General features: G+C 61.0%; 21 protein-coding genes. 7 read left to right on the forward strand and 14 right to left on the reverse strand.

The annotated features are described in order from the left end of the window. The first annotated feature begins 3 nt into the window (after positions 1-3). Genes pqqC through pqqE form a run of 3 tightly spaced genes read left to right on the forward strand, consistent with a single transcriptional unit; the run spans position 4 to position 2,151 of the window. Positions 4-756, forward strand: coding sequence for a pyrroloquinoline-quinone synthase PqqC (gene pqqC, locus RB216_RS26685; RefSeq protein ID WP_308908067.1), 753 nt, complete (start codon positions 4-6; stop codon positions 754-756). Continuing rightward, entirely contained in the window at positions 753-1,028 is a 276-nt protein-coding gene (gene pqqD, locus RB216_RS26690; protein ID WP_068936301.1) for a pyrroloquinoline quinone biosynthesis peptide chaperone PqqD, read from the forward strand. Before pqqC ends, pqqD begins: the two co-directional genes overlap by 4 nt. Further along, a complete protein-coding gene (gene pqqE, locus RB216_RS26695; RefSeq protein WP_050587907.1) occupies positions 1,021-2,151 on the forward strand; it encodes a pyrroloquinoline quinone biosynthesis protein PqqE in 1,131 nt (376 codons plus the stop codon). The genes pqqD and pqqE overlap by 8 nt, the downstream gene beginning before the upstream one ends. 5 nt (positions 2,152-2,156) lie before the next feature. On the opposite strand, the gene RB216_RS26700 is transcribed toward pqqE, so the two are convergent. The 4 genes from RB216_RS26700 to RB216_RS26715 all read right to left on the reverse strand — a co-directional run bounded on the left by RB216_RS26700 (position 2,157) and on the right by RB216_RS26715 (position 4,568). After that, a complete protein-coding gene (locus RB216_RS26700) occupies positions 2,157-2,315 on the reverse strand; it encodes a YqaE/Pmp3 family membrane protein (RefSeq protein WP_010207008.1) in 159 nt (52 codons plus the stop codon). A 94-nt stretch (positions 2,316-2,409) separates the two neighbouring features. Continuing rightward, positions 2,410-2,730, reverse strand: coding sequence for a helix-turn-helix domain-containing protein (locus RB216_RS26705; protein ID WP_028618183.1), 321 nt, complete (start codon positions 2,728-2,730; stop codon positions 2,410-2,412). Next, positions 2,714-3,079, reverse strand: coding sequence for a type II toxin-antitoxin system RelE/ParE family toxin (locus RB216_RS26710; protein ID WP_028618184.1), 366 nt, complete (start codon positions 3,077-3,079; stop codon positions 2,714-2,716). Before RB216_RS26710 ends, RB216_RS26705 begins: the two co-directional genes overlap by 17 nt. A 226-nt stretch (positions 3,080-3,305) precedes the next feature. Further along, positions 3,306-4,568, reverse strand: a complete 1,263-nt coding sequence (locus RB216_RS26715) for an aspartate aminotransferase family protein (RefSeq protein ID WP_308908068.1) — start codon at positions 4,566-4,568, stop codon at positions 3,306-3,308. Positions 4,569-4,777: 209 nt separating this feature from the next. On the opposite strand from RB216_RS26715, the gene RB216_RS26720 reads away from it, so the two are divergent. After that, positions 4,778-5,677: a LysR family transcriptional regulator gene (locus tag RB216_RS26720; RefSeq protein WP_028618186.1), complete on the forward strand. Its 900-nt coding sequence runs from the start codon at positions 4,778-4,780 to the stop codon at positions 5,675-5,677. A 241-nt stretch (positions 5,678-5,918) separates the two neighbouring features. On the opposite strand, the gene RB216_RS26725 is transcribed toward RB216_RS26720, so the two are convergent. From RB216_RS26725 to bioB, 10 genes are all read right to left on the reverse strand, one after another. Further along, on the reverse strand, positions 5,919-7,697 hold the full coding sequence (locus RB216_RS26725) for an acyl-CoA dehydrogenase C-terminal domain-containing protein (protein WP_028618187.1): 1,779 nt from the start codon (positions 7,695-7,697) through the stop codon (positions 5,919-5,921). Between the two features lie 123 nt (positions 7,698-7,820). Next, complete coding sequence (locus RB216_RS26730) at positions 7,821-9,590, reverse strand: acyl-CoA dehydrogenase C-terminal domain-containing protein (RefSeq protein ID WP_308908069.1); 1,770 nt, start codon at positions 9,588-9,590, stop codon at positions 7,821-7,823. A 90-nt stretch (positions 9,591-9,680) separates the two neighbouring features. After that, entirely contained in the window at positions 9,681-10,970 is a 1,290-nt protein-coding gene (locus RB216_RS26735) for a GGDEF domain-containing protein (protein ID WP_068936293.1), read from the reverse strand. Positions 10,971-11,278: 308 nt separating this feature from the next. Next, positions 11,279-13,084, reverse strand: coding sequence for a phenylacyl-CoA dehydrogenase (locus tag RB216_RS26740; protein ID WP_016977848.1), 1,806 nt, complete (start codon positions 13,082-13,084; stop codon positions 11,279-11,281). A gap of 343 nt (positions 13,085-13,427) precedes the next feature. Continuing rightward, positions 13,428-13,709, reverse strand: coding sequence for a hypothetical protein (locus RB216_RS26745; protein ID WP_016977847.1), 282 nt, complete (start codon positions 13,707-13,709; stop codon positions 13,428-13,430). Positions 13,710-13,815: 106 nt separating this feature from the next. Beyond that, entirely contained in the window at positions 13,816-14,496 is a 681-nt protein-coding gene (gene bioD / locus RB216_RS26750; protein ID WP_068936292.1) for a dethiobiotin synthase, read from the reverse strand. Further along, the gene (bioC, locus tag RB216_RS26755; protein ID WP_028618191.1) at positions 14,493-15,305 is read right to left on the reverse strand and encodes a malonyl-ACP O-methyltransferase BioC; all 813 of its coding nucleotides are present in this window, start codon (positions 15,303-15,305) and stop codon (positions 14,493-14,495) included. Before bioC ends, bioD begins: the two co-directional genes overlap by 4 nt. Then, on the reverse strand, positions 15,298-16,029 hold the full coding sequence (locus RB216_RS26760; protein ID WP_028618192.1) for an alpha/beta fold hydrolase: 732 nt from the start codon (positions 16,027-16,029) through the stop codon (positions 15,298-15,300). Before RB216_RS26760 ends, bioC begins: the two co-directional genes overlap by 8 nt. Continuing rightward, positions 16,022-17,203, reverse strand: a complete 1,182-nt coding sequence (gene bioF, locus RB216_RS26765) for an 8-amino-7-oxononanoate synthase (protein ID WP_308908070.1) — start codon at positions 17,201-17,203, stop codon at positions 16,022-16,024. The genes RB216_RS26760 and bioF overlap by 8 nt, the downstream gene beginning before the upstream one ends. Before the next feature lie 3 nt (positions 17,204-17,206). Continuing rightward, a complete protein-coding gene (gene bioB / locus RB216_RS26770) occupies positions 17,207-18,262 on the reverse strand; it encodes a biotin synthase BioB (RefSeq protein WP_308908071.1) in 1,056 nt (351 codons plus the stop codon). 92 nt (positions 18,263-18,354) lie between these two features. Between bioB and RB216_RS26775 the strand changes: the two genes are divergently transcribed. The 3 genes from RB216_RS26775 (at position 18,355) to RB216_RS26785 (ending at position 21,892) form a co-directional block, all read left to right on the forward strand. Continuing rightward, positions 18,355-19,092 carry a ComFC family protein gene (locus RB216_RS26775; protein WP_308908072.1) on the forward strand — a complete coding sequence of 246 codons (738 nt, stop codon included), beginning with the start codon at positions 18,355-18,357 and terminating at the stop codon, positions 19,090-19,092. A 58-nt stretch (positions 19,093-19,150) separates the two neighbouring features. Next, entirely contained in the window at positions 19,151-19,915 is a 765-nt protein-coding gene (locus RB216_RS26780) for a TOBE domain-containing protein (protein WP_308908073.1), read from the forward strand. 78 nt (positions 19,916-19,993) lie between these two features. After that, on the forward strand, positions 19,994-21,892 hold the full coding sequence (locus tag RB216_RS26785; protein WP_028618197.1) for a PhoX family protein: 1,899 nt from the start codon (positions 19,994-19,996) through the stop codon (positions 21,890-21,892). Positions 21,893-21,926 lie beyond the last annotated feature (34 nt).

Genomic DNA, 21,926 nt, shown 5'->3' on the forward strand with positions numbered 1-21,926 from the left:
GAAATGACTGACACGCCGTGGACCACCGTTGAATTCGAAGCCGCCCTGCGGGCCAAGGGCGCCTTCTACCATATCCATCACCCGTACCATGTGGCGATGTACGAAGGCCGCGCGACCCGCGAGCAGATCCAGGGCTGGGTTGCCAACCGTTTCTACTATCAGGTGAACATCCCCCTGAAAGACGCTGCGATCCTGGCCAATTGCCCGGACCGCGAGATCCGCCGCGAGTGGATCCAGCGCCTGCTTGACCACGACGGCGCTCCCGGTGAAGACGGCGGTATCGAAGCCTGGTTGCGCCTGGGCCAGGCCGTTGGCCTCGACCCGGACCAACTGCGCTCGCAGGAATTGGTACTGCCCGGCGTACGATTTGCGGTAGACGCCTACGTCAACTTCGCCCGTCGCGCCAGTTGGCAGGAAGCCGCCAGCAGTTCGCTGACTGAGCTGTTCGCGCCGCAAATCCACCAGTCGCGCCTCGACAGCTGGCCGCAGCATTACCCGTGGATCGACCCGGCCGGTTATGAATATTTCCGCACCCGCCTGGGCCAGGCCCGTCGCGATGTGGAACATGGTTTGGCGATCACCCTGCAGCACTACACCACCCGTAAAGGCCAGGAGCGCATGCTGGAAATTCTCCAGTTCAAACTGGATATTTTGTGGAGCATGCTGGATGCCATGAGCATGGCCTACGAACTCAAGCGTCCGCCGTATCACAGCGTGACCGAACAGCGGGTTTGGCATAAAGGGATCCCCCTATGAGCTTTGATCGCAGCAAGAAACCCACCTGGCGCCCGGGCTATCGCTACCAGTACGAGCCCGCGCAAAAAGGCCATGTGTTGCTCTACCCCGAAGGCATGATCAAGCTCAACGATAGCGCCGCGCTGATCGGTGGTTTGATCGACGGCGAGCGCGACGTGTCGGCGATCATTGCCGAGCTGGATAAACAGTTCCCCGGCGTGCCAGAACTCGGTAAAGACATCGAGGATTTCATGGAGGTCGCCCGTGCAGAGCACTGGATTACCCTTGCCTGAAAAACCGCCGGTTGGCTTGCCGCTGTGGTTACTGGCCGAGCTGACCTACCGCTGCCCGTTGCAGTGCCCGTACTGTTCCAACCCGCTGGACTTTGCCGAGCAGGGCAAGGAACTGAGTACCGAGCAATGGTTCAAGGTGTTTCGCGAAGCCCGCGAGATGGGCGCGGCACAACTGGGGTTTTCCGGCGGTGAGCCATTGGTGCGTCAGGATCTGGCCGAGCTGATCGCCGAGGCGCGCAGGCTGGGGTTCTACACCAACCTGATCACCTCCGGCATCGGCTTGACCGAACAGAAGATCAGCGACTTCAAGAAAGCCGGTCTGGACCATATCCAGATCAGCTTCCAGGCCAGCGACGAACAGGTGAACAACCTGCTGGCCGGCTCGAAAAAAGCCTTCGCGCAAAAGCTGGAAATGGCCCGTGCCGTGAAGGCCCACGGCTACCCGATGGTGCTGAACTTCGTCACCCATCGGCACAATATCGACAAGATCGACCGCATCATCGAGCTGTGTATTGCGCTGGAAGCGGACTTCGTCGAGCTCGCCACCTGCCAGTTCTACGGCTGGGCCCAGCTCAATCGTGTAGGGCTGTTGCCGACCCAGGCACAACTGGTGCGCGCCGAGCGCATCACCAACGAATACCGCGCCAAGCTGGAAGCCGAAGGTCACCCGTGCAAGCTGATCTTCGTCACACCGGATTACTACGAAGAACGCCCGAAAGCCTGCATGAACGGTTGGGGCAGTATCTTTCTGACCGTGACACCGGACGGCACCGCCCTGCCCTGTCACGGCGCCCGACAGATGCCGGTGCAATTTCCCAATGTGCGCGACCACAGCATGCAGCACATCTGGTACGACTCGTTCGGCTTCAACCGCTTTCGCGGCTATGACTGGATGCCCGAGCCATGCCGGTCATGCGATGAAAAGGAAAAGGATTTCGGCGGCTGCCGATGCCAGGCCTTCATGCTCACGGGGGACGCGAGCAATGCCGACCCGGTGTGCAGCAAGTCCGAGCAGCACGGCATCATCCTGCAAGCGCGGGAAGAAGCCGAACACGCCACCCAGACCATCGAGCAGTTGGCCTTTCGCAACGAGCGCAACTCACGGCTCATCGCAAAAGGCTGACGGCCTTAGCGCTTGGCGATGATGTACACGGCGTGGATGATGCCCGGGAAGTACCCGCACAAGGTCAGCAGGATGTTCAGCCAGAATGCACCGGCGAAACCCACTTGCAGGAACACACCCAGTGGCGGCAGCAGAATGGCGATGATGATACGAATGATGTCCATGGGTAAGCTCCAGAAAATCGGCTCGTGTGAGCCGTGTAGCTAATCGACCTTGGGCGTTCGTGAGGGTTCAGTGGGATCTGGCGTTGGGCCACTGTCAGGCGAGAATCTCCAAGCCGTGTTTCTTCACGATGCTCAGTAACTTGAGCGCCATGCCGCTGGGTTGCTTCTCACCGGACTCCCACTTTTTCACGGTGGACGCGCTTGTGTTCAGGTAGCGGGCGAACACAGGTTGGCTCACATGGCTGCTTTCACGAAGCTGCTTGATTTGGTCGGCCGGGATTTGCTCAGGGACGGCAGATAAGCAGGCCTCGTCATATTCGCGAAGCGTGGTTTTGCTGATGGCGCCAATTGCGTACAGTGCTAGGGCTGACTGGTGAACAGACTCAAGTACTTCGCTTTCATATTTTTTGGTCATGATGTATCTCCACAAAATCCTTGGCATCCAGCAGGTATCGGAGCTGTACTTCGCTTAAGTTTTCATAGACCTTAGCCAGCGCTCGAAGCCTACCCAATTCCTTAGGGCTGATATTGCTCTGTCTCTGCTTATCAAAAAGAGATTGATAAACCCAGTAATGCCGGCCCTTTGCCAACACAATGGAGCGGTGCCGGTTTTCCTTGAGGCGCTTCTTCCAAACACCACCACCCAGATTATCCGCTTGGCCCTTGAGCAATTCGCCAAACGCTTCTCTTAGCTCAGAATCACAGATCCAGGCTCTGCTCGCTGCATCAGCGAAATTACGGGTTTTAAACAACCTGAGTTTCATGGATATCCCTTCCCATAAACATACCACCCAGTGGTATAGATTAGAAGTAGAGCACGCTGTGCCCCATCGGCAGTCCTTGCCGACGCCCGCTAAAAAGCCATTGTTTTCACAAACGCTCAATCAACATTTTCAATCCAAAAATGACACGCCCAAAAAAACGCCCCCAGCCAAAAAAATCAGGCCGGAGGCGCCGCGTAGACCGCGAGACGGTTCAGGAATAAGGGGGCTAAACGGCGATGCCCTTGCGGCACTGCAGTTGGGCGGTACGCACGCGGGAGAAGGCGCGGGCCAGGCGCAGGAGCATTTCGTCGACGTTGCTTTTGCTCACGGTCAGGGCCGGGGTGAAGCGTAGGCAGTTGGGTTGCGGGGCTTGGAGGATCAGGCCTTCGTGCAGCGCCGCTTTTACAACAGCATCCGCAGAATCATCCGACAACGTCAGGCCCCACATCAGGCCATGGCCACGCAATTGACCATGGTCGTAGCGGTAGGTCAGGCGCGCAAGACCTTCGCCCAGGTACAAGCCGGTCTCACGCACGTGATCCATAAAGCCGTGCTCCAGCACGGAGTCGAGTACTGCCAGCCCGGCCGAAGCCATCAGCGCATTACCGTGGTGAGTGCCTTCCAACTCGCCCACGTCGAAGCAACAGGCTTTGCCGCGCGCCAGCAGTGCTGCCAAGGGGACCCCGCCACCCAGGCCTTTGCCGAGGGTGATGATGTCGGCACGTACGCCGTATTGTTGCTCGGCGAGCAAGGTGCCGCAGCGGCCCATGCCGGTTTGTACTTCGTCGAGAATCAGCAGGATCCCCAGTTCACGGCACAAACGCTCAACGCCTTTGAGGTAATGCTCGGTTGCAGGAATGACGCCCGCTTCGCCCTGGATCGGTTCGAGCAGGATGGCGACGGTTTGCGCATCGACTGCCGCATGCAGGGCCGGCAAGTCATTAAAAGGCACATGGCTGAAACCGGGCAATTGCGGTTCAAAACGATTTTCCGGGCCACCCGCCGAAGCCGACATCGCGGCAAAACTGCGGCCATGGCAACCGGCGCTGGCACTAATGATGCGATAGGCCCCCCCGCGATGCAGCTGGCCCCATTTGCGCGCCAACTTGATCGCCGCTTCAACGGCTTCCGCGCCGGTGTTGAGCAGGTACGCCTGATCGCTGCCGGTGCGATGGCACAGGCGCTCAGCCAGGTTGAGTTGAACGCGGTTATGCAGGCCGTTGCCGGGGTTGATCAGCGCCTGGGTCTGGTCAGCCAGCGCCTTGATCAACACCTGAGGGCTGTGGCCGAGGCTGTTGGCCGCGTTGCCCTGACTGAAATCCAGGTAGGCACGGTCGTCGCTGTCCCACAGCCAGGAACCCTGGCCGCGTACGAAAACTTGCGGCGGACGAGCGACGGAGGGCATCAGGGATTCGCTGGTAGACGTATCGCCGGGCGCCTCGAGAATCAAATCGTCCAGGCTCGGCGCGGGGCGACGGAACAGATTCATAGCTCACCCCCAATAGCAATCGGACCTTGGTCGGTGCGACACGCCAATACTGCCTCGAGGTTTTTTGCCTTGCCTATGTAAACGCCACCAACATAAACGCTGTTCATTGCCTGATCCGGCCCTGTAAGCCCTGCGAATAGGCGCTAGACTAGGCTCCTCAGGGGCCAACAGCCATTTCGTTTTTCCAGCTTTTTCGATAAGTAAGTCTTATGGATTTCAAGCAACTGCGTTATTTCGTCGCGGTGTATGAGGAAGGCCACGTAGGTCGTGCCGCCGAGCGCCTGTCGATCTCCCAACCAGCGCTGTCCCAGCAGATCCGCCAGTTGGAACAGAACCTGGATGTGAGTCTGTTCGAGCGCAGCAGCAAGCGCCTGTTGCCAACACTGGCGGCGCACACGTTGTACAACCACGCGTTGCCGCTGATCGATGGCATGCAGCAAGCCGTTGAAGCCCTGCGCAACTTCAAGGGCCAGGCGATGCGCACCTTGGCCATCGGCGTGTTGCAAACCGTGCACACCAGCCTGGTGCCGCAGATGCTCGAGCGCGTGCGCAAGGCCCAGCCACATCTGGTGGTGCAGATCTACGAATTGACCGGACTTGAAATCGAGCGACGACTGCTCAACGGCTCGCTGGATATCGGCATAAGCTACTTGCCGCCACGCCAGCCGGGGCTGCACGGCGTGTTGCTGTACGAAGATGAGCTGAAAGTCGTCATCCCCGAAGACCATCCCCTGCGGGAATTCAAGAAAGTCTCGCTGAAGCAGGCGGCGGAGCTGCCGATGTTGCTGCTGGGGGAGGAGTTCCAGGTCCGGCAGATCTGGCAAGGACAGCTGTCCAACCTCGGAAGACGCCCGCAAGTACAGGCGGAGCTGAACACCATGGTGGGGATTCTCGACAGTCTGCCGCACACAAAACTGGCGACGGTGCTGCCGGGGCGCTCGCAGGACGAACACAACAGTCAGTCGCTGCTATGGAAACCCTTGAGTGAACCCAGAGTGCCGCTGAAAGTCGGCCTGGTGTGCCGCGATGTGCAACGCCAGCAAGCGACAGTGGCGTTGCTGCGCACTCTGCTGGAAGACGTGATGAATGCCCCGCAGGCACAGTCCTGAACTCAAGCGGGCTGACTTTTTCGCGGGCAAAAGAAAACCCCGCCGAAGCGGGGCTTTGCAGACTGTTTCCCTGACATCCATTTCACTCCGCCGTCCTGGCAGAATCCTACGTGTCCGTGTTGTTGCTTTGCGCTTCCTGCGCGACGTCCATGTGAAGTAGATTATCCGTGGATCCAATATGGCGATAGAGGACGATTAGCAGCACGTCATGTAAGAGAATGCTTACACGCCCTCAAAACCCTTAGAACAGGGCCTCATCCAGCAAGAACAGCGATTCGCTACCGGATTTTACCGACGCACTCAGCGAGTGAATACGTGGCAACAAGCGCGCAAAGTAGAAGCGTGCAGTGCCTAGCTTGCTTGCGTAGAAGTCTTCTTCAGATTCCTTGCCCAACGCGGCCTTGGCCATGCGTGCCCACATATACGCGTAGGCCATGTAGCCGAAGGCGTGCAAGTACTCCACCGACGCCGCGCCGATTTCATTCGGGTTAGTCTTGGCGCGATCCAGTACCCAGGCGGTCAGCTCATCCAGGCTATCCACCGCCGCGCCCAGCGGTTTGGTGAACTCACTCAGCTCGGCACCCGCCGAGGCAATGAACGCGCGGATTTCATCGGCAAACAAGGTGTAGAACGCCCCACCACTGCCGACGATCTTGCGCCCCATCAAGTCCAGCGCCTGGATGCCGTTGGTGCCTTCGTAGATCTGGGTGATGCGCACATCCCGCACCAGTTGCTCCTGGCCCCACTCGCGAATATAGCCATGGCCGCCGAACACTTGTTGGCCGAGCACGGTGGTTTCCAGGCCCAGGTCGCTCAAGAACGCCTTGGCTACCGGGGTCAATAACGCAACCAGGTTATCGGCGCGCTCACGGGCTGCGGCATCATCGCTGAACTTGGCGATGTCCAGTTGCGTCGCCACATAGGTGGAGAACGCACGGCCACCTTCGTTCGCGGCCTTCATGGTCAGCAACATGCGGCGCACGTCGGGGTGCACGATGATCGGGTCGGCCACTTTGTCTTTATGCTGTGCGCCGGTCGGTGCGCGGCTTTGCACGCGGTCGCGCGCATATTCAATGGCGTTCTGGTAGGAACGCTCGCCGGACGCCAGGCCCTGAATGCCCACACCCAGGCGCTCGTAGTTCATCATGGTGAACATCGCGGCCAAGCCACGGTTCGGCTCACCCACCAGGTAGCCCACGGCTTCGTCGAAGTTCATCACGCAGGTCGCCGACGCCTGGATCCCCATCTTGTGCTCAATGGAACCGCAGCTCACGGTGTTGCGAGCGCCCAGGCTGCCGTCGGCATTGACCATGAATTTCGGCACCAGGAACAGCGAGATACCCTTTGGACCGGCCGGTGCGTCCGGCAGCTTGGCCAGCACCAGGTGGATGATGTTCTCGGTGAGGTCGTGTTCACCCCCGGTGATAAAGATCTTGGTACCGCTGACTGTGTAGGAACCGTCCGCCTGCGGCTCAGCCTTGGTGCGGATAATCCCCAAGTCAGTACCGGCGTGGGCTTCGGTCAGGCACATGGAGCCGGCCCATTCACCGGAATACATCTTCGGCAGATAAGCGGCTTTCAGTTCTTCGCTGGCGTGGGTGTTGATCGACACGCAGGCGCCGGAGGTCAGCATCGGGTACAACCCGAACGCCAGGCTCGACGAGTTGATCATCTCTTCAACCTGGGCCGACACCGCCTTAGGCATACCCATGCCGCCGAACATCGGATCACCACCTACCCCAACCCAGCCGCCTTCGGCATAGGTTTTGTAGGCCTGTGGAAAACCGTCCGGCGTGAATACCGCGGTGTTGTCCCAGCGGCAACCCTGCTCATCGCCACCGCGGCTGAGCGGGGCGATGGATTTGGCGGTGACCTTGCCGGCTTCTTCGAGGATGGCCTCTACGGTTTCGGCGTCAACGGTGTCTGCCAATGCCGGCAATTGGGCCCAAGTGGTGGCGACCTCAAAGACTTCGTTGAGGACGAAGCGCATATCACGCAGCGGCGCTTTGTAATCAGCCATGGCAAACCTCGTGAGAACGTGAAAAGTAATTCGGTAAGAGTCGGTTTTACAGGCTCAGAGTGTACCCGAACAACTTTTCAGACACATAGGGTCCACTTGTGACTGATCGGTATTTTTAAGTCACTACAGCGCAAATGCCTCCGCAGGCAGACTCATCAGGCATTCGCTGCCCGCTTCCACCGCAGCACGGTGGGTGGCGGTACGCGGTAGCAGGCGCTTGAAATAGAAGTCGCAGGTCGCGAGCTTGGCCTTGGAGAAATCCGAGTCCGGTTGCTCAAGGGCAGCCATCGCCATACGCAGCCACAGGTAGGCAAGGATCACGTAGCCGCTGTACATCAAGTAATCCACGGCCGCCGCACCGACTTCATCGGGGTTCTTCATCGCGGCCATGCCGACTTTAGTGGTCAGTTCGCCCCACTCTCCGTTCAGCTGGCTGAGCTGCGCCACATAGGCCTTGAGCTGCGGGTGCTCGGCATTAGCCGCGCAGAACTTATGCACGATCTTGGTAAACCCACGCAGCAACTTGCCCTGGCTGCCCAGCACCTTGCGCCCCAGCAGGTCGAGGGCCTGAATGCCGTTGGTGCCTTCATAGATCGGCGCAATCCGTGCGTCGCGGGCCAGTTGTTCCATGCCCCATTCGCGGATGTAGCCGTGGCCGCCGAAGATCTGCATGCCGTGGTTGGTCACCTCAAGGCCGGTGTCGGTCATGAAGGCTTTGCAGATGGGGGTGAGGAACGCCAGCAGGTCTTCGGCGTCCTGACGTTGGGTGGCGTCGCCGCTCAGGTGCGCGGTGTCGAGCAACTGTGCGGTGAAGTAGGTCAGTGCGCGGTTGCCTTCGTTGAAGGCCTTCATGGTCAGCAGCATGCGGCGCACGTCGGGGTGCACGATGATCGGGTCGGCGGCTTTATCTGGAGCCTTGGCACCGGTCAACGAGCGCATCTGCAGGCGGTCGTTGGCGTATTTGATGGCGCCCTGGAAGCTCGCTTCGCCATTGCACAAGCCCTGCATACCGGTGCCCAGGCGCGCGTGATTCATCATGGTGAACATGCAGTTGAGGCCTTTGTTCGCCTCACCGATCAGAAAACCCTTGGCGCCATCGAAGTTCAACACGCAGGTGGCAGAGCCCTTGATGCCCATCTTGTGTTCGATGGAGCCGCAGTGCACCGCGTTACGCTCGCCCGAATCCGCATGGAACTTGGGCACGATAAACAGCGAGATACCCTTGGTGCCCGCCGGTGCGTCCGGCAGTTTGGCCAGCACCAGGTGGATAATGTTGGCGCTCATGTCGTGTTCGCCGGCCGAGATGAAGATCTTGCTGCCGGTGACCGCATAGCTGCCATCCGCCTGGGGCACGGCGCGGGTCTTGATCAGGCCCAGGTCGGTGCCGCAATGGGCTTCGGTGAGGCACATGGTGCCGGTCCATTCGCCGGTGGTGAGTTTGGTGAGGAACGTGTCTTTCTGCTCGGCGGTGCCGTGGGCGTGGATCGCCGACATCGCGCCGTGGGTCAGCCCTGGGTACATGCCCCAGGACGTGTTGCTGGAGCCGATCATCTCGCTGAGCACCAGGCCCAGCGACGACGGCAGGCCCTGGCCGCCGTAGGCCGGGTCTGCCGCCACGCCGTGCCAGCCGCCTTCCACGTACTGGGCGAAGGCTTCCTTGAAACCCTTGGGCGTAGTGACCACGCCGTTGTCAAAATGACAGCCTTCTTCGTCGCCGCTACGGTTGAGCGGTGCGAGGACGTTTTCGCAGAATTTGGCGCCTTCCTCGAGAATCGCGCTGACCATGTCCGGGCTGGCATCGGTGGCGCCCAAGGCGGCGTAATGGCCGTGGAAATCAAATACGTTGTCGATCAGAAAACGCATGTCGCGAAGGGGAGCTTTGTAGTCAGGCATGGCAATGTCTCCGTCAGCAGATGGCTTCAACCTACTGCCGGGCATTGCCTCGGACAATCACTGTATCGCTGCTGAATACAGCGCCATTACTCAACCGGCAGCGCTCTCCATGCGCACCGCGCCACGTCGGGTTTGCCCGGCCGCGACCACGCAGTTACGCCCGGCGCCTTTGGCGGCATACAGCGCCTGATCGGCGGATTTGAGCACTTCTTCCGGCGTGCGCTGCTCAGCCTGGCGCTCGGCCACGCCGATGCTGATCGTCACCGAGACACTCGAAGCGCCGCTGCCCGCTCGGCGCTGACGGCCCTGATGATCGTCCTGAGGACGGTCCGAATTGCGCAGCTTGATATCGTAATCCGCAATGATCTCGCGGATTTCCTCCAGGTGCGGCAAGCACTCTTCGACCGTCTTGCCGGCAAACACCACGGCGAATTCTTCACCACCGTAGCGATAAGCCCGCCCGCCGCCGTTGACCTTGGACAGCTTGCTCGCCACCAGTCGCAGCACCTGGTCACCGACATCATGACCGTGGGTGTCGTTGAAGCGCTTGAAGTGGTCAACGTCGCTCATCGCCAGCACGTAATTGCGCCCCAGCCGCTGCATGCGCTCGTTCAGTGCGCGGCGCCCAGGCAAGCCGGTGAGTTCATCGCGGAAGGCCATTTGATAAGCCTCGTGGGCCACGCCGGCAGCAATCATCAGCATCACCTGGCTGCACATGATGTTCAGGGTGAACGGCAAGATGAAGGTCTGCGGCAACATCCAGAATAGGCCCAGCAGGCCCACCAGTTGCGCCGCGTGCAGCGGGCGCGGCTGGTACCAGTATTGTGCCGCCAGGGTCAGGAAACCGATCAGGAACATCGGATACGACAACTGGATCAGGCTCATCCAACTGCCATGCAGCGCCGGCCAGCGAATCTCCGCCAACCAGTTCAGCACGGCTTGGGGATAACTCTGCTCCAGCGCCAGCGCCACGCTGCCCACCGCTAACAGTACCGCGCCACGGGCGACGAAATCGCGGAACAGGTGGGTCTTCTCTTGCCACAGGGCATAGATGCTGAACAACAACGGCAACAGCAAGCAGCACAGGTGAAACACCACGGCCGCGTCTTCGCGCACGCGGCCGTTGTCGCGATAGAAATCGGTCTGGGTATCCAGCAGGAAGTAGGCGATGTACACCGTGATCATCAGGAACAGTTCGCGCTGACGGCGATACACCGCGCAATACGAACCGCCGAGCAACAGCACCAGGGTCGGCAACACATTGAACAGCGACGTGAAGAAGACGTTGAGGTCCTTGACGTACGCAGCCGAGAGCCCGGCCAGCAAGAGCAGCAACGAGGGTAAAAAGTGACTGAAACGTACAGCGGACACGCGCGACAAGGGTAAAACTCCGACCCGCAAAAAAAATGATGGCACTGTGCCCTTATGCCAACAGTTAAGCACAACCTGGCACGCATGTATCACATTGCCATCACTGTAACGGCAGCCAGCGGTAATCCCTGAGTTTTTTGTTGCAACGCTTTCTATAGGAGCGGGCTTGCCCGCGAAGGTCGTCAACGATGACGGGGGTCGCCTAAATAAACGCGGTGCCTGTGGTTTCTTCGCGAGCAAGCTCGCTCCTACAAAGAAACGAAAAAGCCGCCGCTCCCGTGAAGGAGCGACGGCTCTTGAAGTGAACCCGGTAAGGCTTAGTAAGCCAGGCCGAAGTCTTCTTCTTTCATGTCCATCAGGTTGTTTGCGCCCGACAGCATGGTGGCTTTATGGGCCAGGGTACGCGGCAGGATGCGCTGGAAGTAGAAGCGCGCAGTCTGCAGCTTGGCGGTGTAGAACGCCTCTTCGGTGGTGCCGGCAGCCAGTTTTTCGGCAGCCAGGCGCGCCATGTCGGCCCAGAAGTAAGCCAGGCACGCGTAACCGGAGTACATCAGGTAGTCCACCGAGGCGGCACCCACTTCTTCGCGGTCTTTCATCGCGGCCATGCCGACCTTCATGGTCAACTCGCCCCACTCTTTGTTCAGCGCAGCCAGCGGAGCAACGAACTCTTTGACGGCTTCGTTACCTTCGTTGGCCTGGCAGAACTTGTGCACGATCTTGGTGAAGCCCTTGAGCGCTTCGCCTTGGGTCATCAGCACTTTACGGCCCAGCAGGTCGAGGGCCTGGATACCGGTGGTGCCTTCGTACAGCATCGAAATGCGGCTGTCGCGAACGTTCTGCTCCATGCCCCACTCGGCGATGAAGCCGTGGCCGCCGTAGATCTGCACACCGTGGTTGGCAGACTCGAAGCCGACTTCGGTCATGAACGCCTTGGCGATCGGAGTCATGAAGGCCAGCAGGCCGTCGGCCTGTTTCTTGGCTTCGTCGTCGGTGCCGTATTTGACGATGTCCACTTGCTTGGCGGTGAAGTACACCATCGCACGGTTGCCTTCGGCGAAGGCTTTCATGGTCAGCAGCATGCGGCGCACGTCAGGGTGCACGATGATCGGGTCGGCGGCTTTGTCAGGTGCTTTCGGGCCGGTCAGGGAGCGCATTTGCAGGCGATCGCGAGCGTACTTCAGGCCGCCCTGGAAGCCGATCTCGGCGTGGGACAGACCTTGCAGCGCGGTGCCCAGGCGAGCGGTGTTCATAAAGGTGAACATGCAGTTCAGGCCTTTGTTCGCCGGGCCGATCAGGAAACCGGTCGCCGCGTCGAAGTTCATCACGCAGGTGGCGTTGCCGTGGATGCCCATCTTGTGTTCCAGGGAACCACAGGTCACGGCGTTGCGCGCGCCGATCGAACCGTCGGCGTTCGGCAGGAACTTCGGCACGATGAACAGCGAGATACCTTTGGTGCCAGCCGGTGCGTCCGGCAGGCGGGCCAATACGATGTGGACGATATTGTCGGCCATGTCGTGTTCACCGGCCGAGATGAAGATCTTGGTGCCGGAGACTTTGTAGGAACCGTCAGCCTGAGGCTCGGCCTTGGTGCGCAGCATGCCCAGGTCGGTGCCGCAGTGTGGCTCGGTCAGGCACATGGTGCCGGTCCATTCGCCCGACACCAGTTTGGTCAGGTAAGCCTCTTGCTGCTCAGGAGTACCGTGCTCGGAGATGGTGTTCATCGCACCGTGGGACAGGCCCGGGTACATGCCCCACGACCAGTTGGCGGCGCCGACCATTTCACTGACTGCCAGACCCAGGGATTCCGGCAGGCCTTGGCCGCCGTGCTCCACGTCGTGGGCCAGGCTTGGCCAGCCGCCTTCGACGAATTGTTTGTAGGCTTCTTTGAAACCGGTTGGGGTTTTAACGCCCGACTCACTCCAGGTGCAGCCTTCGATGTCACCCACGCGGTTCAGCGGTGCCAGCACTTGCTCACAAAACTTGGCGCCCTCTTCAAGGATGGCGTCAACCATGTCCGGGGTAGCGTCCTGGCAAGCCGGCAGGCTCTGATAGTGCGCTTCATAGCCAAGCAGTTCGTCACGAACGAAGCGAATATCACGCAAGGGGGCCTTGTAGTCAGGCATAGCGATAAACCTCTGCTGATGTATCTGGAATGAACAACCGCGTGGAATTGTTGTGGCGGTCAAACAGGTGTTTGAAACATACGTTTACCACTTGGGGATGTCAAGCGTCGTCCGGATGCCGTTTGTCATGACGTGAATCAAAGGTGCGCATAGAGAAGCCTGTGGCGAGATGCCACAAGGCGTTCAGAAAATAATAGAAGTTCAGAGGGATGATGCAGAACAAATGTGGGAGCGGGCTTGCTCGCGAAAGCGGTGGATCAGTCAACTGATGTATTGGCTGAAAGACCGCTTTCGCGAGCAAGCCCACTCCCACAGAAAAGCCAAGGTGCAGACAGAGAGAGGATTACGCGTAGGTGTCGATCAGGGTGCCGAGCATTTCATCCGAAGCTTTGGCGACTTTGGCGCCGAGCTCCACCTGGAACTTGCCTTGGGCCATTTCGACCATGTTGCTGGCCGAGTTGGACGGCTGGGCGCGGTCGTTGGCTTGCAGTCGGTCGCTTTGCGCATCCGAGGGCTGGGTCGTCGCGGCGCTGGCAATTTTACCGGCGGCCTGGTCGACACGGTTCTGCCCGGTCTGAATGCTGCTCAGGCCCGAGTAAAACGCGCTGCTTCCAGAGATTTCCATGGCGTAAGCCTGCCTTTAGAGAATCGTGAACCGTGATTGAAGCAGAGTCGCTCGCAAAATGCCCGTCAAAAACACTAATGGCATAATGCCTTAGCGATAGCCAAAATCAGTCAAGCAGGTCCAGTTGCAAGTACTCCGCGACGGCGCCAGCCCCCGCCTGCTTGAGTTTCGGCACGCGGCCCAGGCACGGTGCAGGCAGCCGCTCGGCCAGGGTTGCGAGGTTTTCTTCCAGACGAGAGGTCTTGGGATCGATGATATTCGCCACCCACCCGGCCAGCTGCAAACCGTCACGGGCGATGGCTTCGGCGGTGAGCAAGGCATGGCTGATGCACCCCAGGCGCACGCCCACCACCAGGATCACCGGCAGCTTGAGCGCCATGGCCAAATCCGACAGGTTCGCCTGATCAGCCAGTGGCACCCGCCACCCGCCCGCGCCCTCGATCAAGGTGAAATCCGCTTCTCGCGCCAGAATCTGCTGCATGGGTTTGAGCAAGGCTTGCACAGTCAGCGATACGCCCGCCTCCCGCGCCGCCAGATGCGGCGCGATGGCCGGCTCGAACGCCACCGGATTGACCTCGGCGTACGTCAGGGGCAACGAGCATTCGGCCAGCAACGCCAGTGCATCAGCGTTGCGCAAGCCTTTGGGCGTGACTTGGCAGCCGGAAGCCACGGGTTTGCCGGCGGCGGTGCTTCTGCCAGCTTGCCGGGCTGCGTGCAACAGACCGGCGGCGACGGTGGTCTTGCCGACATCGGTGTCGGTGCCGGTGATGAAGTAGGCGGCGGTCATAGAGGTTTCTCCAGTACGGCATACACCACTTGGTAAGTCGCCGGCAGACCTTGGGCCTGACGGAACCGCTCATACGCCTGCACCAGTGCAACAATCCGCGCACGCCCCGTCAACCCTCCCGGCCGGCCGGGGTTGAGGTTGTGTGCGCCCAAGGCCTTCAATTCATGGGTGAGGCTGCGCACGTCCGGGTAATGCAGCACATGGGGGCGGCGCTCCAGGCTCACCACCCGCAGGCCGCTGGCCGCGCACAGTTGTTGATAAGCCTCGAACGTACGGAAGCGGTTGACGTGAACCAGGCCATCCGCCGCGCGCCAGCTTTCGCGCAGTTCTTCCAGGGTGCCCACGCACAGGCTGGCGAAAGCCAGCACGCCGCCTGGTTGCAACACGCGAGAGGCCTCGCTGAGCACGGCTTCGAAGTTCGCGCACCACTGCACCGCGAGGGAGGAGAAAATCAGCTCCAAGCTGTCAGTTTTAAGCGGCAAGCGTTCGGCGTCGCCGGCGATGAAGTGCTGGGCACCACCCAGCGGGCGGGCGTGGTTGAGCATGCCTTCGGCAATATCCAGCGCGATACCCTGGCTGGCTGGCAGCCGCTCGCTCAGCACGCGGCTGAAATAACCGGTGCCGCAGCCCAGGTCCAGCCAGCGTTGCGGCGCAATGTCGGCCGGCATGCGCGCGAGCAATTGGCTGCCCACCGACCGCTGCAACTCGGCAACGCTGTCGTAACTGGCGGCTGCACGCGAAAACGATGCCGCTACTTGGCGTTTATCGGGCAACGCGCCTGGCAGCGGGGCGTGGGATAAATCATTCATCGACGCACTCATGCAAAAAGGCCTGGATGGCCCCCGCGACGCCGTGGGGGTCTTCCAGGAGAAAAGCGTGGCCGGCCTGTTCAATCAGGCCGATTTCAACATCGGGCAGCAACGCCAGCAAGTCGCTGGCGGCTTCGGCGGGCACCAATCCGTCCAGCCCGGCGAACAGGTGTAACTGCGGGCCGCGATACGCCAGCAAGGCTTCGCGGGTGTCGAGTTGAGCGAGCAGTTCGAGACCAGGCATCAGCACACTGGAAGGCGTATTCGGCGCGCCACTGACCAGCAAGCGCGACAATCCGCGTGGGTCTTCGGCGCCTTTGGCGCACAGCAGACCGAAGCGCTTGAGGGTAACTTGGGAGTCGGCGTGGCAACCGGCGAGAAACGCATCGAAGGTCTCGGCGGGCATCGCACTCGGCCAACCATCATGGGCGACAAAGCACGGATTGCTCGCCAGGGTCAGCAGGCCGCAGCAGCGCTCACCACGCCGCGCCGCCAATTCCGAAGCGAGCATGCCGCCCAAGGACCAGCCACCCAGCCAGGCGTTGTCCGGCAGCGTGGCGTCGAGTTCGTCGAGCCATTCCTCCAGATCGCTGGAATCCATCGCGGGCAAGGGCTCGATCTGCACCTGCAGGTGTTCGTCCAAACCTTGCAATGCAGCGGCCAACGGCTCCAGCGGCGATACACCAAGGCCCCAGCCGGGCAGCAATATCAGTCGATCACGCATGGTCGGGCTCCGTGGCACCTAACAAGCGGAAACACTCTTCCAATGCGTTTAACAATAGCTGTACCTGCGCCGCGCTGTGGGCCGCCGTCAAGGTCACGCGCAAACGGGCGCTGCCGGCCGGCACGGTGGGTGGGCGGATCGCCGTCACCATCAAGCCGCGCTCGCGCAGCATCTGCGACAGGCGCATGGCCTTGGCGCTGTCGCCGATCAGGATCGGCTGGATCGGCGTGAAGCTGTCCATCAGGTCCAGCCCAAGCTGCTCGGCGCCGTGGCGGAACTGGCGGATCAAAAGGTTGAGGTGCTCGCGCCGCCAATGCTCGGTGCGCAGCAGCTCCAGGCTTTTCAAGGTGGCGCAGGCCAGGGCCGGCGGTTGGCTGGTGGTGTAGATGTAAGGGCGCGCGAACTGGATCAGGCTTTCGATCAGCTCTTCACTGCCCGCCACAAAAGCGCCGGCTGTGCCGAACGCCTTGCCAAGGGTGCCAACCAGTACCGGCACGTCCTCCTGGCTCAGGCCGAAGTGCTCGACGATACCGCCGCCGTTGGCACCCAATGGGCCGAAGCCATGGGCATCATCCACCATCAACCACGCGCCCTTGGCCTTGGTTTCACGGGCCAGCGCGGGTAGGTCGGCCAGGTCACCGTCCATGCTGAACACGCCATCGGTGACCACCAGGGTATTGCCGGTGGCTTTCTCCAGGCGCTTGGCCAGGCTTGCGGCGTCGTTATGCAAGTAGCGATTGAAACGCGCCCCCGACAGCAGGCCCGCATCCAGCAACGAGGCATGGTTGAGTCGGTCTTCCAGCACCGTATCGCCCTGCCCCACCAACGCCGTGACCGCACCGAGGTTGGCCATGTAGCCGGTGGTAAACAGCAACGCACGCGGACGACCGGTGAGGTCGGCCAACGCTTCTTCCAACTCATGGTGCGGCGTCGCATGCCCGACCACCAGGTGCGAAGCACCGCCGCCCACGCCCCAGCGGGACGCACCGGCGCGCCAGGCTTCGATCACTTGCGAGTGATTGGCCAGGCCCAGGTAATCGTTATTGCAGAACGCCAGCAACGGCTGGCCGTCCACCACCACTTCCGGGCCTTGGGGGCTGTCGAGCAGCGGGCGCTGGCGATAAAGGTGTTCGGCACGGCGGGCAGCGAGGCGCGCGGCGAGATCGAAAGACATCCCTCACACCACAGCGTTATAAAACTGCTCGCTGCTCTTCTGCTCCACCAGCGCCTGCTCGATCGCCGCCTGATGCACTTCATCCGCGTGTTCTTCACGGGCTTCCGGCAGGATGCCCAGGCGTGAGAACAGTTGCATGTCCTTGTCAGCCTGTGGGTTGGCGGTGGTCAGCAGTTTGTCGCCGTAGAAGATCGAGTTGGCGCCGGCGAAGAACGCCAGGGCCTGCATCTGCTCGTTCATCGCTTCACGACCGGCCGACAGCCGCACATGGGACTTCGGCATCAGGATGCGCGCCACGGCGAGCATGCGGATGAAGTCAAACGGATCAATGTCTTCGGCGTTTTCCAGCGGCGTACCGGCCACCTTCACCAGCATGTTGATCGGCACCGACTCCGGATGCTCCGGCAGGTTGGCCAGTTGGATCAGCAAGTTGGCGCGGTCATCGAGGGACTCGCCCATGCCGAGGATGCCACCGGAGCAGATCTTCATCCCCGAATCCCGCACGTAGGCCAGGGTTTGCAGGCGTTCGCTGTAGGTACGGGTGGTGATGATGCTGCCGTAGAACTCCGGCGAGGTATCGAGGTTGTGGTTGTAGTAGTCCAGGCCGGCCTGGGCCAGGGCTTCGGTCTGGTCCTGATCGAGGCGGCCGAGGGTCATGCAGGTTTCCAGGCCCATGGCCTTCACGCCTTTGACCATCTGCAGCACATAGGGCATGTCTTTGGCCGACGGGTGCTTCCAGGCGGCGCCCATGCAGAAGCGGGTCGAGCCGATGGCTTTGGCACGGGCAGCCTCTTCGAGGACCTTCTGCACTTCCATCAGCTTCTCTTTATCCAGGCCAGTGTTGTAGTGGCCAGACTGCGGACAATATTTGCAATCTTCCGGGCAGGCGCCGGTCTTGATCGAGAGCAGCGTCGACACTTGTACACGGTTGGCGTCGAAATGCGCGCGGTGCACGGTCTGCGCCTGGAACAGCAGGTCATTGAACGGCTGCAAGAACAGCGCTTTGACTTCGGCGAGAGACCAATCGTGACGCAAGGTGGCGGTGGTGCTGGCGCTCATGGGCGATTCCTTGATTATGCTTTGGCAAGCGCTGCGGGAAGGGCAATACCCACAGGCACGACACGGATGCTCGGCATATTTAAGGAAGATTCATGCACTGTCAACCAGACCACAAACACCAGGTTTACATCTGGTCAAAAAACACTCAAATCTGTTTACTCTGCGATGAGGCAACGGAATCAGCCGACTCTGTATGCAACGTCTGCGAAACCGAGCTGCCGTGGCTGATAGAACACTGCAACCTGTGCGCCCTGCCCCTGCCGATGGAGGGCTTGATCTGCGGCCAATGCCAGAAACATCCGCCGGCCTTTAAACAGGTGATCGCGCCCTGGACCTACAGCTTTCCGATCGACAGCCTGATCAGCCGCTTCAAGCACCAAGCGCGCTGGCCTCTGGGGCAGATGCTGGCGCGGCTGTTGACCCAGCACCTGCAACATCGCTTCGACAACACCGGACTCACTCGCCCCGACTGCCTGCTGCCGGTGCCAATGGCCCGCAAGCGCCTGCGGGAACGCGGCTATAACCAGGCGTTGATGCTGGCGCGATGGCTCAGCAGCGATTTGAACATCCCCTACGATGAACACCTGTTGTTACGCCCTCATGAAACCGTCGCCCAACAGGCCCTCGATGCCAAGACCCGCCAACGCAACCTGCTCGGCGCCTTCGCCCTGGCGCCCGACGCCAAGGTGCAAGGCCGACACTTCGCACTGGTGGATGACGTGCTCACCACCGGCGCCACCGCCCACAGCCTGGCGCGGTTGTTGATAAACGCCGGGGCACGACAGGTCGATGTGTACTGCCTGGCCCGAACGCCCAAACCAGGCGGCTGACTTGACTCCGTCCCACCTTGGCCGCAACGTTCGGTCCATCACATCGAAGCGTATCCGCATGTCTCTGCCAACGTCCCTCAGCCAACACATCATCCGCCGACCCCAGCGCATTGCCTTGCTGGCGCATATCGCCGAGCAGGGTTCCATCACCCGCGCGGCAAAAAGTGCCGGCTTGAGTTACAAGGCGGCGTGGGATGCCATCGACGAGTTGAACAACCTGGCGCAAAAACCGCTGGTGGAACGCAGCGTCGGCGGCAAGGGCGGCGGCGGCGCCAAGTTGACGGCGGAAGGTGAGCGCGTGCTGCGTCTTTACCAACGCCTGCAAGTACTGCAGGCCGAAGTTCTGGGCTCAGACGAAGCCGCCAGCGATTTCAACCTGCTCGGCCGCCTGATGCTGCGCACCAGCGCGCGTAATCAACTGCATGGTCAGGTCGTTGCCATCGAGCAGCATGGCCGCAATGATCTGATCCGCCTGCAACTGGCCGGCGGACTGACTCTGTCTGCACAGATTACCCATGACAGCACGCAGCGACTGGAGCTGGAAACTGGCGTGGAAGTAGTCGCACTGATCAAGGCCGGCTGGCTTGAATTGCTGGCACCCGAGGCGCCCGTAACAACTGGACACAATTGTATGGGCGGCATCGTCGACGCCATTCTCGATGCTGAGGACGGGCCCAGCGAAGTGCGCGTCACCCTGCCCAACGGCCATGTTTTGTGCGCCCTGGCGCAGCCCGCCACGCTCAAGGCGCTGCGCGTGACGGAAGGCAAAGCGATCCAGGTGCAATTTGCGCCGAGCAATGTGCTGCTCGGCACACCGGTGTAAACGGCCCGCCATTTAAACTGCAACAATTTCGTCACGCCCGCTCCTTATGGTGTCTGCAAAAACCGCAGGGAGCCTGAGATGAGCCTATTAGAAGAAAACCAAGCCACCGACCTTGAACAGATGGTCGGCCTCACCCGCCGCCGTTTCATCGGCGCCGGTGCCCTGTGTGGCGCCGCGATGTTCCTGGGTGGCAACCTGCTGACCCGCAGCGCCCTCGCCGTCAACGCCGCCAGCGCCAGCCCGTTGCTGGGGTTCACCAGCATCGCCGCCGCCACCAGCGACGCCATTACTTTGCCGCCGGGCTATAGCGCTTCGGTGCTGATCAGCTGGGGCCAGCCGTTGAGCAAGAGCGCGCCGGCCTTCGACCCGTCCGGTAACGGCACGGCCAAGGCCCAGGAACAGCAGTTTGGCGACAACAATGACGGCATGAGCCTGTTTGCCTTCCCCGGCGACGAGAATCGCGCGCTGATGGCGATCAACAACGAATACACCAACTACCGCTACCTCTTCGCCCACGGCGGCGCGCCGCAATCGGCCGAAGACGTGCACAAGGCCCAGGCCAGCGAAGGCGTGTCGGTCATCGAAGTGCGGCGCAAGGGCGACACCTGGCAGTTCGTGCAGGACTCGCGCTACAACCGCCGCATCCACGGCAACTCGCCGATCCGCCTCAGCGGCCCTGCCGCCGGCCACGACTGGCTCAAAACCAGCGCCGACAAATCCGGCAAAAAAGCCCTGGGCACCTTCCAGAACTGCGCCAACGGCAAGACGCCGTGGGGCACTTATCTGACGTGTGAAGAGAATTTCACCGACTGCTTCGGCAGCAGCAACCCACAACAAACCTTCGACGCCGGGCAGAAACGCTATGGCGTGGTCGCCGCCAGCAAAGATATCAACTGGCACCAGCACGACCCGCGCTTCGACATCGCCAAGAACCCCAACGAACTCAACCGCCACGGCTGGGTCGTGGAAATCGACCCGTTCGACCCGCAATCCACCCCGGCCAAGCGTACCGCCCTGGGTCGCTTCAAGCATGAAAACGCTGCCCTGGCGGAAACCCGCGACGGCCGCGCCGTGGTGTACATGGGCGACGATGAGCGCGGCGAGTTCATCTACAAGTTCGTCAGCCGCGACAAGATCAACCACAAGAATCCCAAGGCCAACAAAGACCTGCTCGACCACGGCACCTTGTATGTGGCGATCTTCGACGCGGGCGACGGCAACGCCGACCACCCCAAGGGCAAGGGCCAATGGGTCGAGCTGACCCACGGCAAAAATGGCATCGACGCCAGCACCGGCTTCGCCAACCAGGCCGAAGTGCTGATCCACGCGCGCCTGGCGGCCAGCGTGGTGAAAGCCACGCGCATGGACCGCCCGGAATGGATCGTCGTCAGCCCCACCGACGGCCAGGTCTATTGCACCCTGACCAACAACGCCAAGCGCGGTGAAGACGGCCAACCAGTCGGGGGCCCGAACCCTCGTGAGAAAAACGTCTACGGTCAGATCCTGCGCTGGAAGGCAGATGCCGATAACCACGGCAGTATGGAATTCACTTGGGACCTGTTTGTGGTGGCCGGCAACCCAGGCGTTCACGCCGGAACACCGAAGGGCGGGTCGTCGAATATCAACCCGCAGAACATGTTCAACAGCCCCGATGGCCTGGGGTTCGACAAGGCCGGGCGCTTGTGGATCCTCACCGACGGGGACTACAGCAACGCGGGGGATTTCGCGGGAATGGGTAACAACCAGATGCTCTGCGCCGACCCTTCCACCGGAGAAATCCGCCGCTTCATGGTAGGACCGGTGGCCTGTGAAGTGACGGGTATCAGCTTCTCGCCGGATCAGAAGACGCTGTTTGTGGGGATCCAGCACCCAGGCGAAACCGGTGGGTCGACCTGGCCGGAGCATCTGCCGAATGGCAAGCCGCGGTCGTCGGTGATGGCGATTCGGCGGGATGATGGCGGTATCGTCGGCGCCTGATAGACCACAGTCCCTGTAGGAGCGGGCTTGCCCG

Source organism: Pseudomonas canadensis (genome assembly GCF_030980095.1).
Lineage (GTDB): Bacteria > Pseudomonadota > Gammaproteobacteria > Pseudomonadales > Pseudomonadaceae > Aquipseudomonas > Aquipseudomonas canadensis.

Excerpts from the sequence above, each read along its gene's own strand:
- pqqC (WP_308908067.1), top strand. The coding sequence starts at position 4 with ATGACTGACACGCCGTGGACCACCGTTGAATTCGAAGCCGCCCTGCGG.
- pqqD (WP_068936301.1), top strand. The coding sequence starts at position 753 with ATGAGCTTTGATCGCAGCAAGAAACCCACCTGGCGCCCGGGCTATCGC.
- RB216_RS26700 (WP_010207008.1), bottom strand. The coding sequence starts at position 2,315 with ATGGACATCATTCGTATCATCATCGCCATTCTGCTGCCGCCACTGGGT.
- RB216_RS26705 (WP_028618183.1), bottom strand. The coding sequence starts at position 2,730 with ATGACCAAAAAATATGAAAGCGAAGTACTTGAGTCTGTTCACCAGTCA.
- RB216_RS26710 (WP_028618184.1), bottom strand. The coding sequence starts at position 3,079 with ATGAAACTCAGGTTGTTTAAAACCCGTAATTTCGCTGATGCAGCGAGC.
- RB216_RS26715 (WP_308908068.1), bottom strand. The coding sequence starts at position 4,568 with ATGAATCTGTTCCGTCGCCCCGCGCCGAGCCTGGACGATTTGATTCTC.
- RB216_RS26720 (WP_028618186.1), top strand. The coding sequence starts at position 4,778 with ATGGATTTCAAGCAACTGCGTTATTTCGTCGCGGTGTATGAGGAAGGC.
- RB216_RS26725 (WP_028618187.1), bottom strand. The coding sequence starts at position 7,697 with ATGGCTGATTACAAAGCGCCGCTGCGTGATATGCGCTTCGTCCTCAAC.
- RB216_RS26730 (WP_308908069.1), bottom strand. The coding sequence starts at position 9,590 with ATGCCTGACTACAAAGCTCCCCTTCGCGACATGCGTTTTCTGATCGAC.
- RB216_RS26740 (WP_016977848.1), bottom strand. The coding sequence starts at position 13,084 with ATGCCTGACTACAAGGCCCCCTTGCGTGATATTCGCTTCGTTCGTGAC.
- RB216_RS26745 (WP_016977847.1), bottom strand. The coding sequence starts at position 13,709 with ATGGAAATCTCTGGAAGCAGCGCGTTTTACTCGGGCCTGAGCAGCATT.
- bioD (WP_068936292.1), bottom strand. The coding sequence starts at position 14,496 with ATGACCGCCGCCTACTTCATCACCGGCACCGACACCGATGTCGGCAAG.
- bioC (WP_028618191.1), bottom strand. The coding sequence starts at position 15,305 with ATGAATGATTTATCCCACGCCCCGCTGCCAGGCGCGTTGCCCGATAAA.
- RB216_RS26760 (WP_028618192.1), bottom strand. The coding sequence starts at position 16,029 with ATGCGTGATCGACTGATATTGCTGCCCGGCTGGGGCCTTGGTGTATCG.
- bioF (WP_308908070.1), bottom strand. The coding sequence starts at position 17,203 with ATGTCTTTCGATCTCGCCGCGCGCCTCGCTGCCCGCCGTGCCGAACAC.
- bioB (WP_308908071.1), bottom strand. The coding sequence starts at position 18,262 with ATGAGCGCCAGCACCACCGCCACCTTGCGTCACGATTGGTCTCTCGCC.
- RB216_RS26775 (WP_308908072.1), top strand. The coding sequence starts at position 18,355 with ATGCACTGTCAACCAGACCACAAACACCAGGTTTACATCTGGTCAAAA.
- RB216_RS26780 (WP_308908073.1), top strand. The coding sequence starts at position 19,151 with ATGTCTCTGCCAACGTCCCTCAGCCAACACATCATCCGCCGACCCCAG.
- RB216_RS26785 (WP_028618197.1), top strand. The coding sequence starts at position 19,994 with ATGAGCCTATTAGAAGAAAACCAAGCCACCGACCTTGAACAGATGGTC.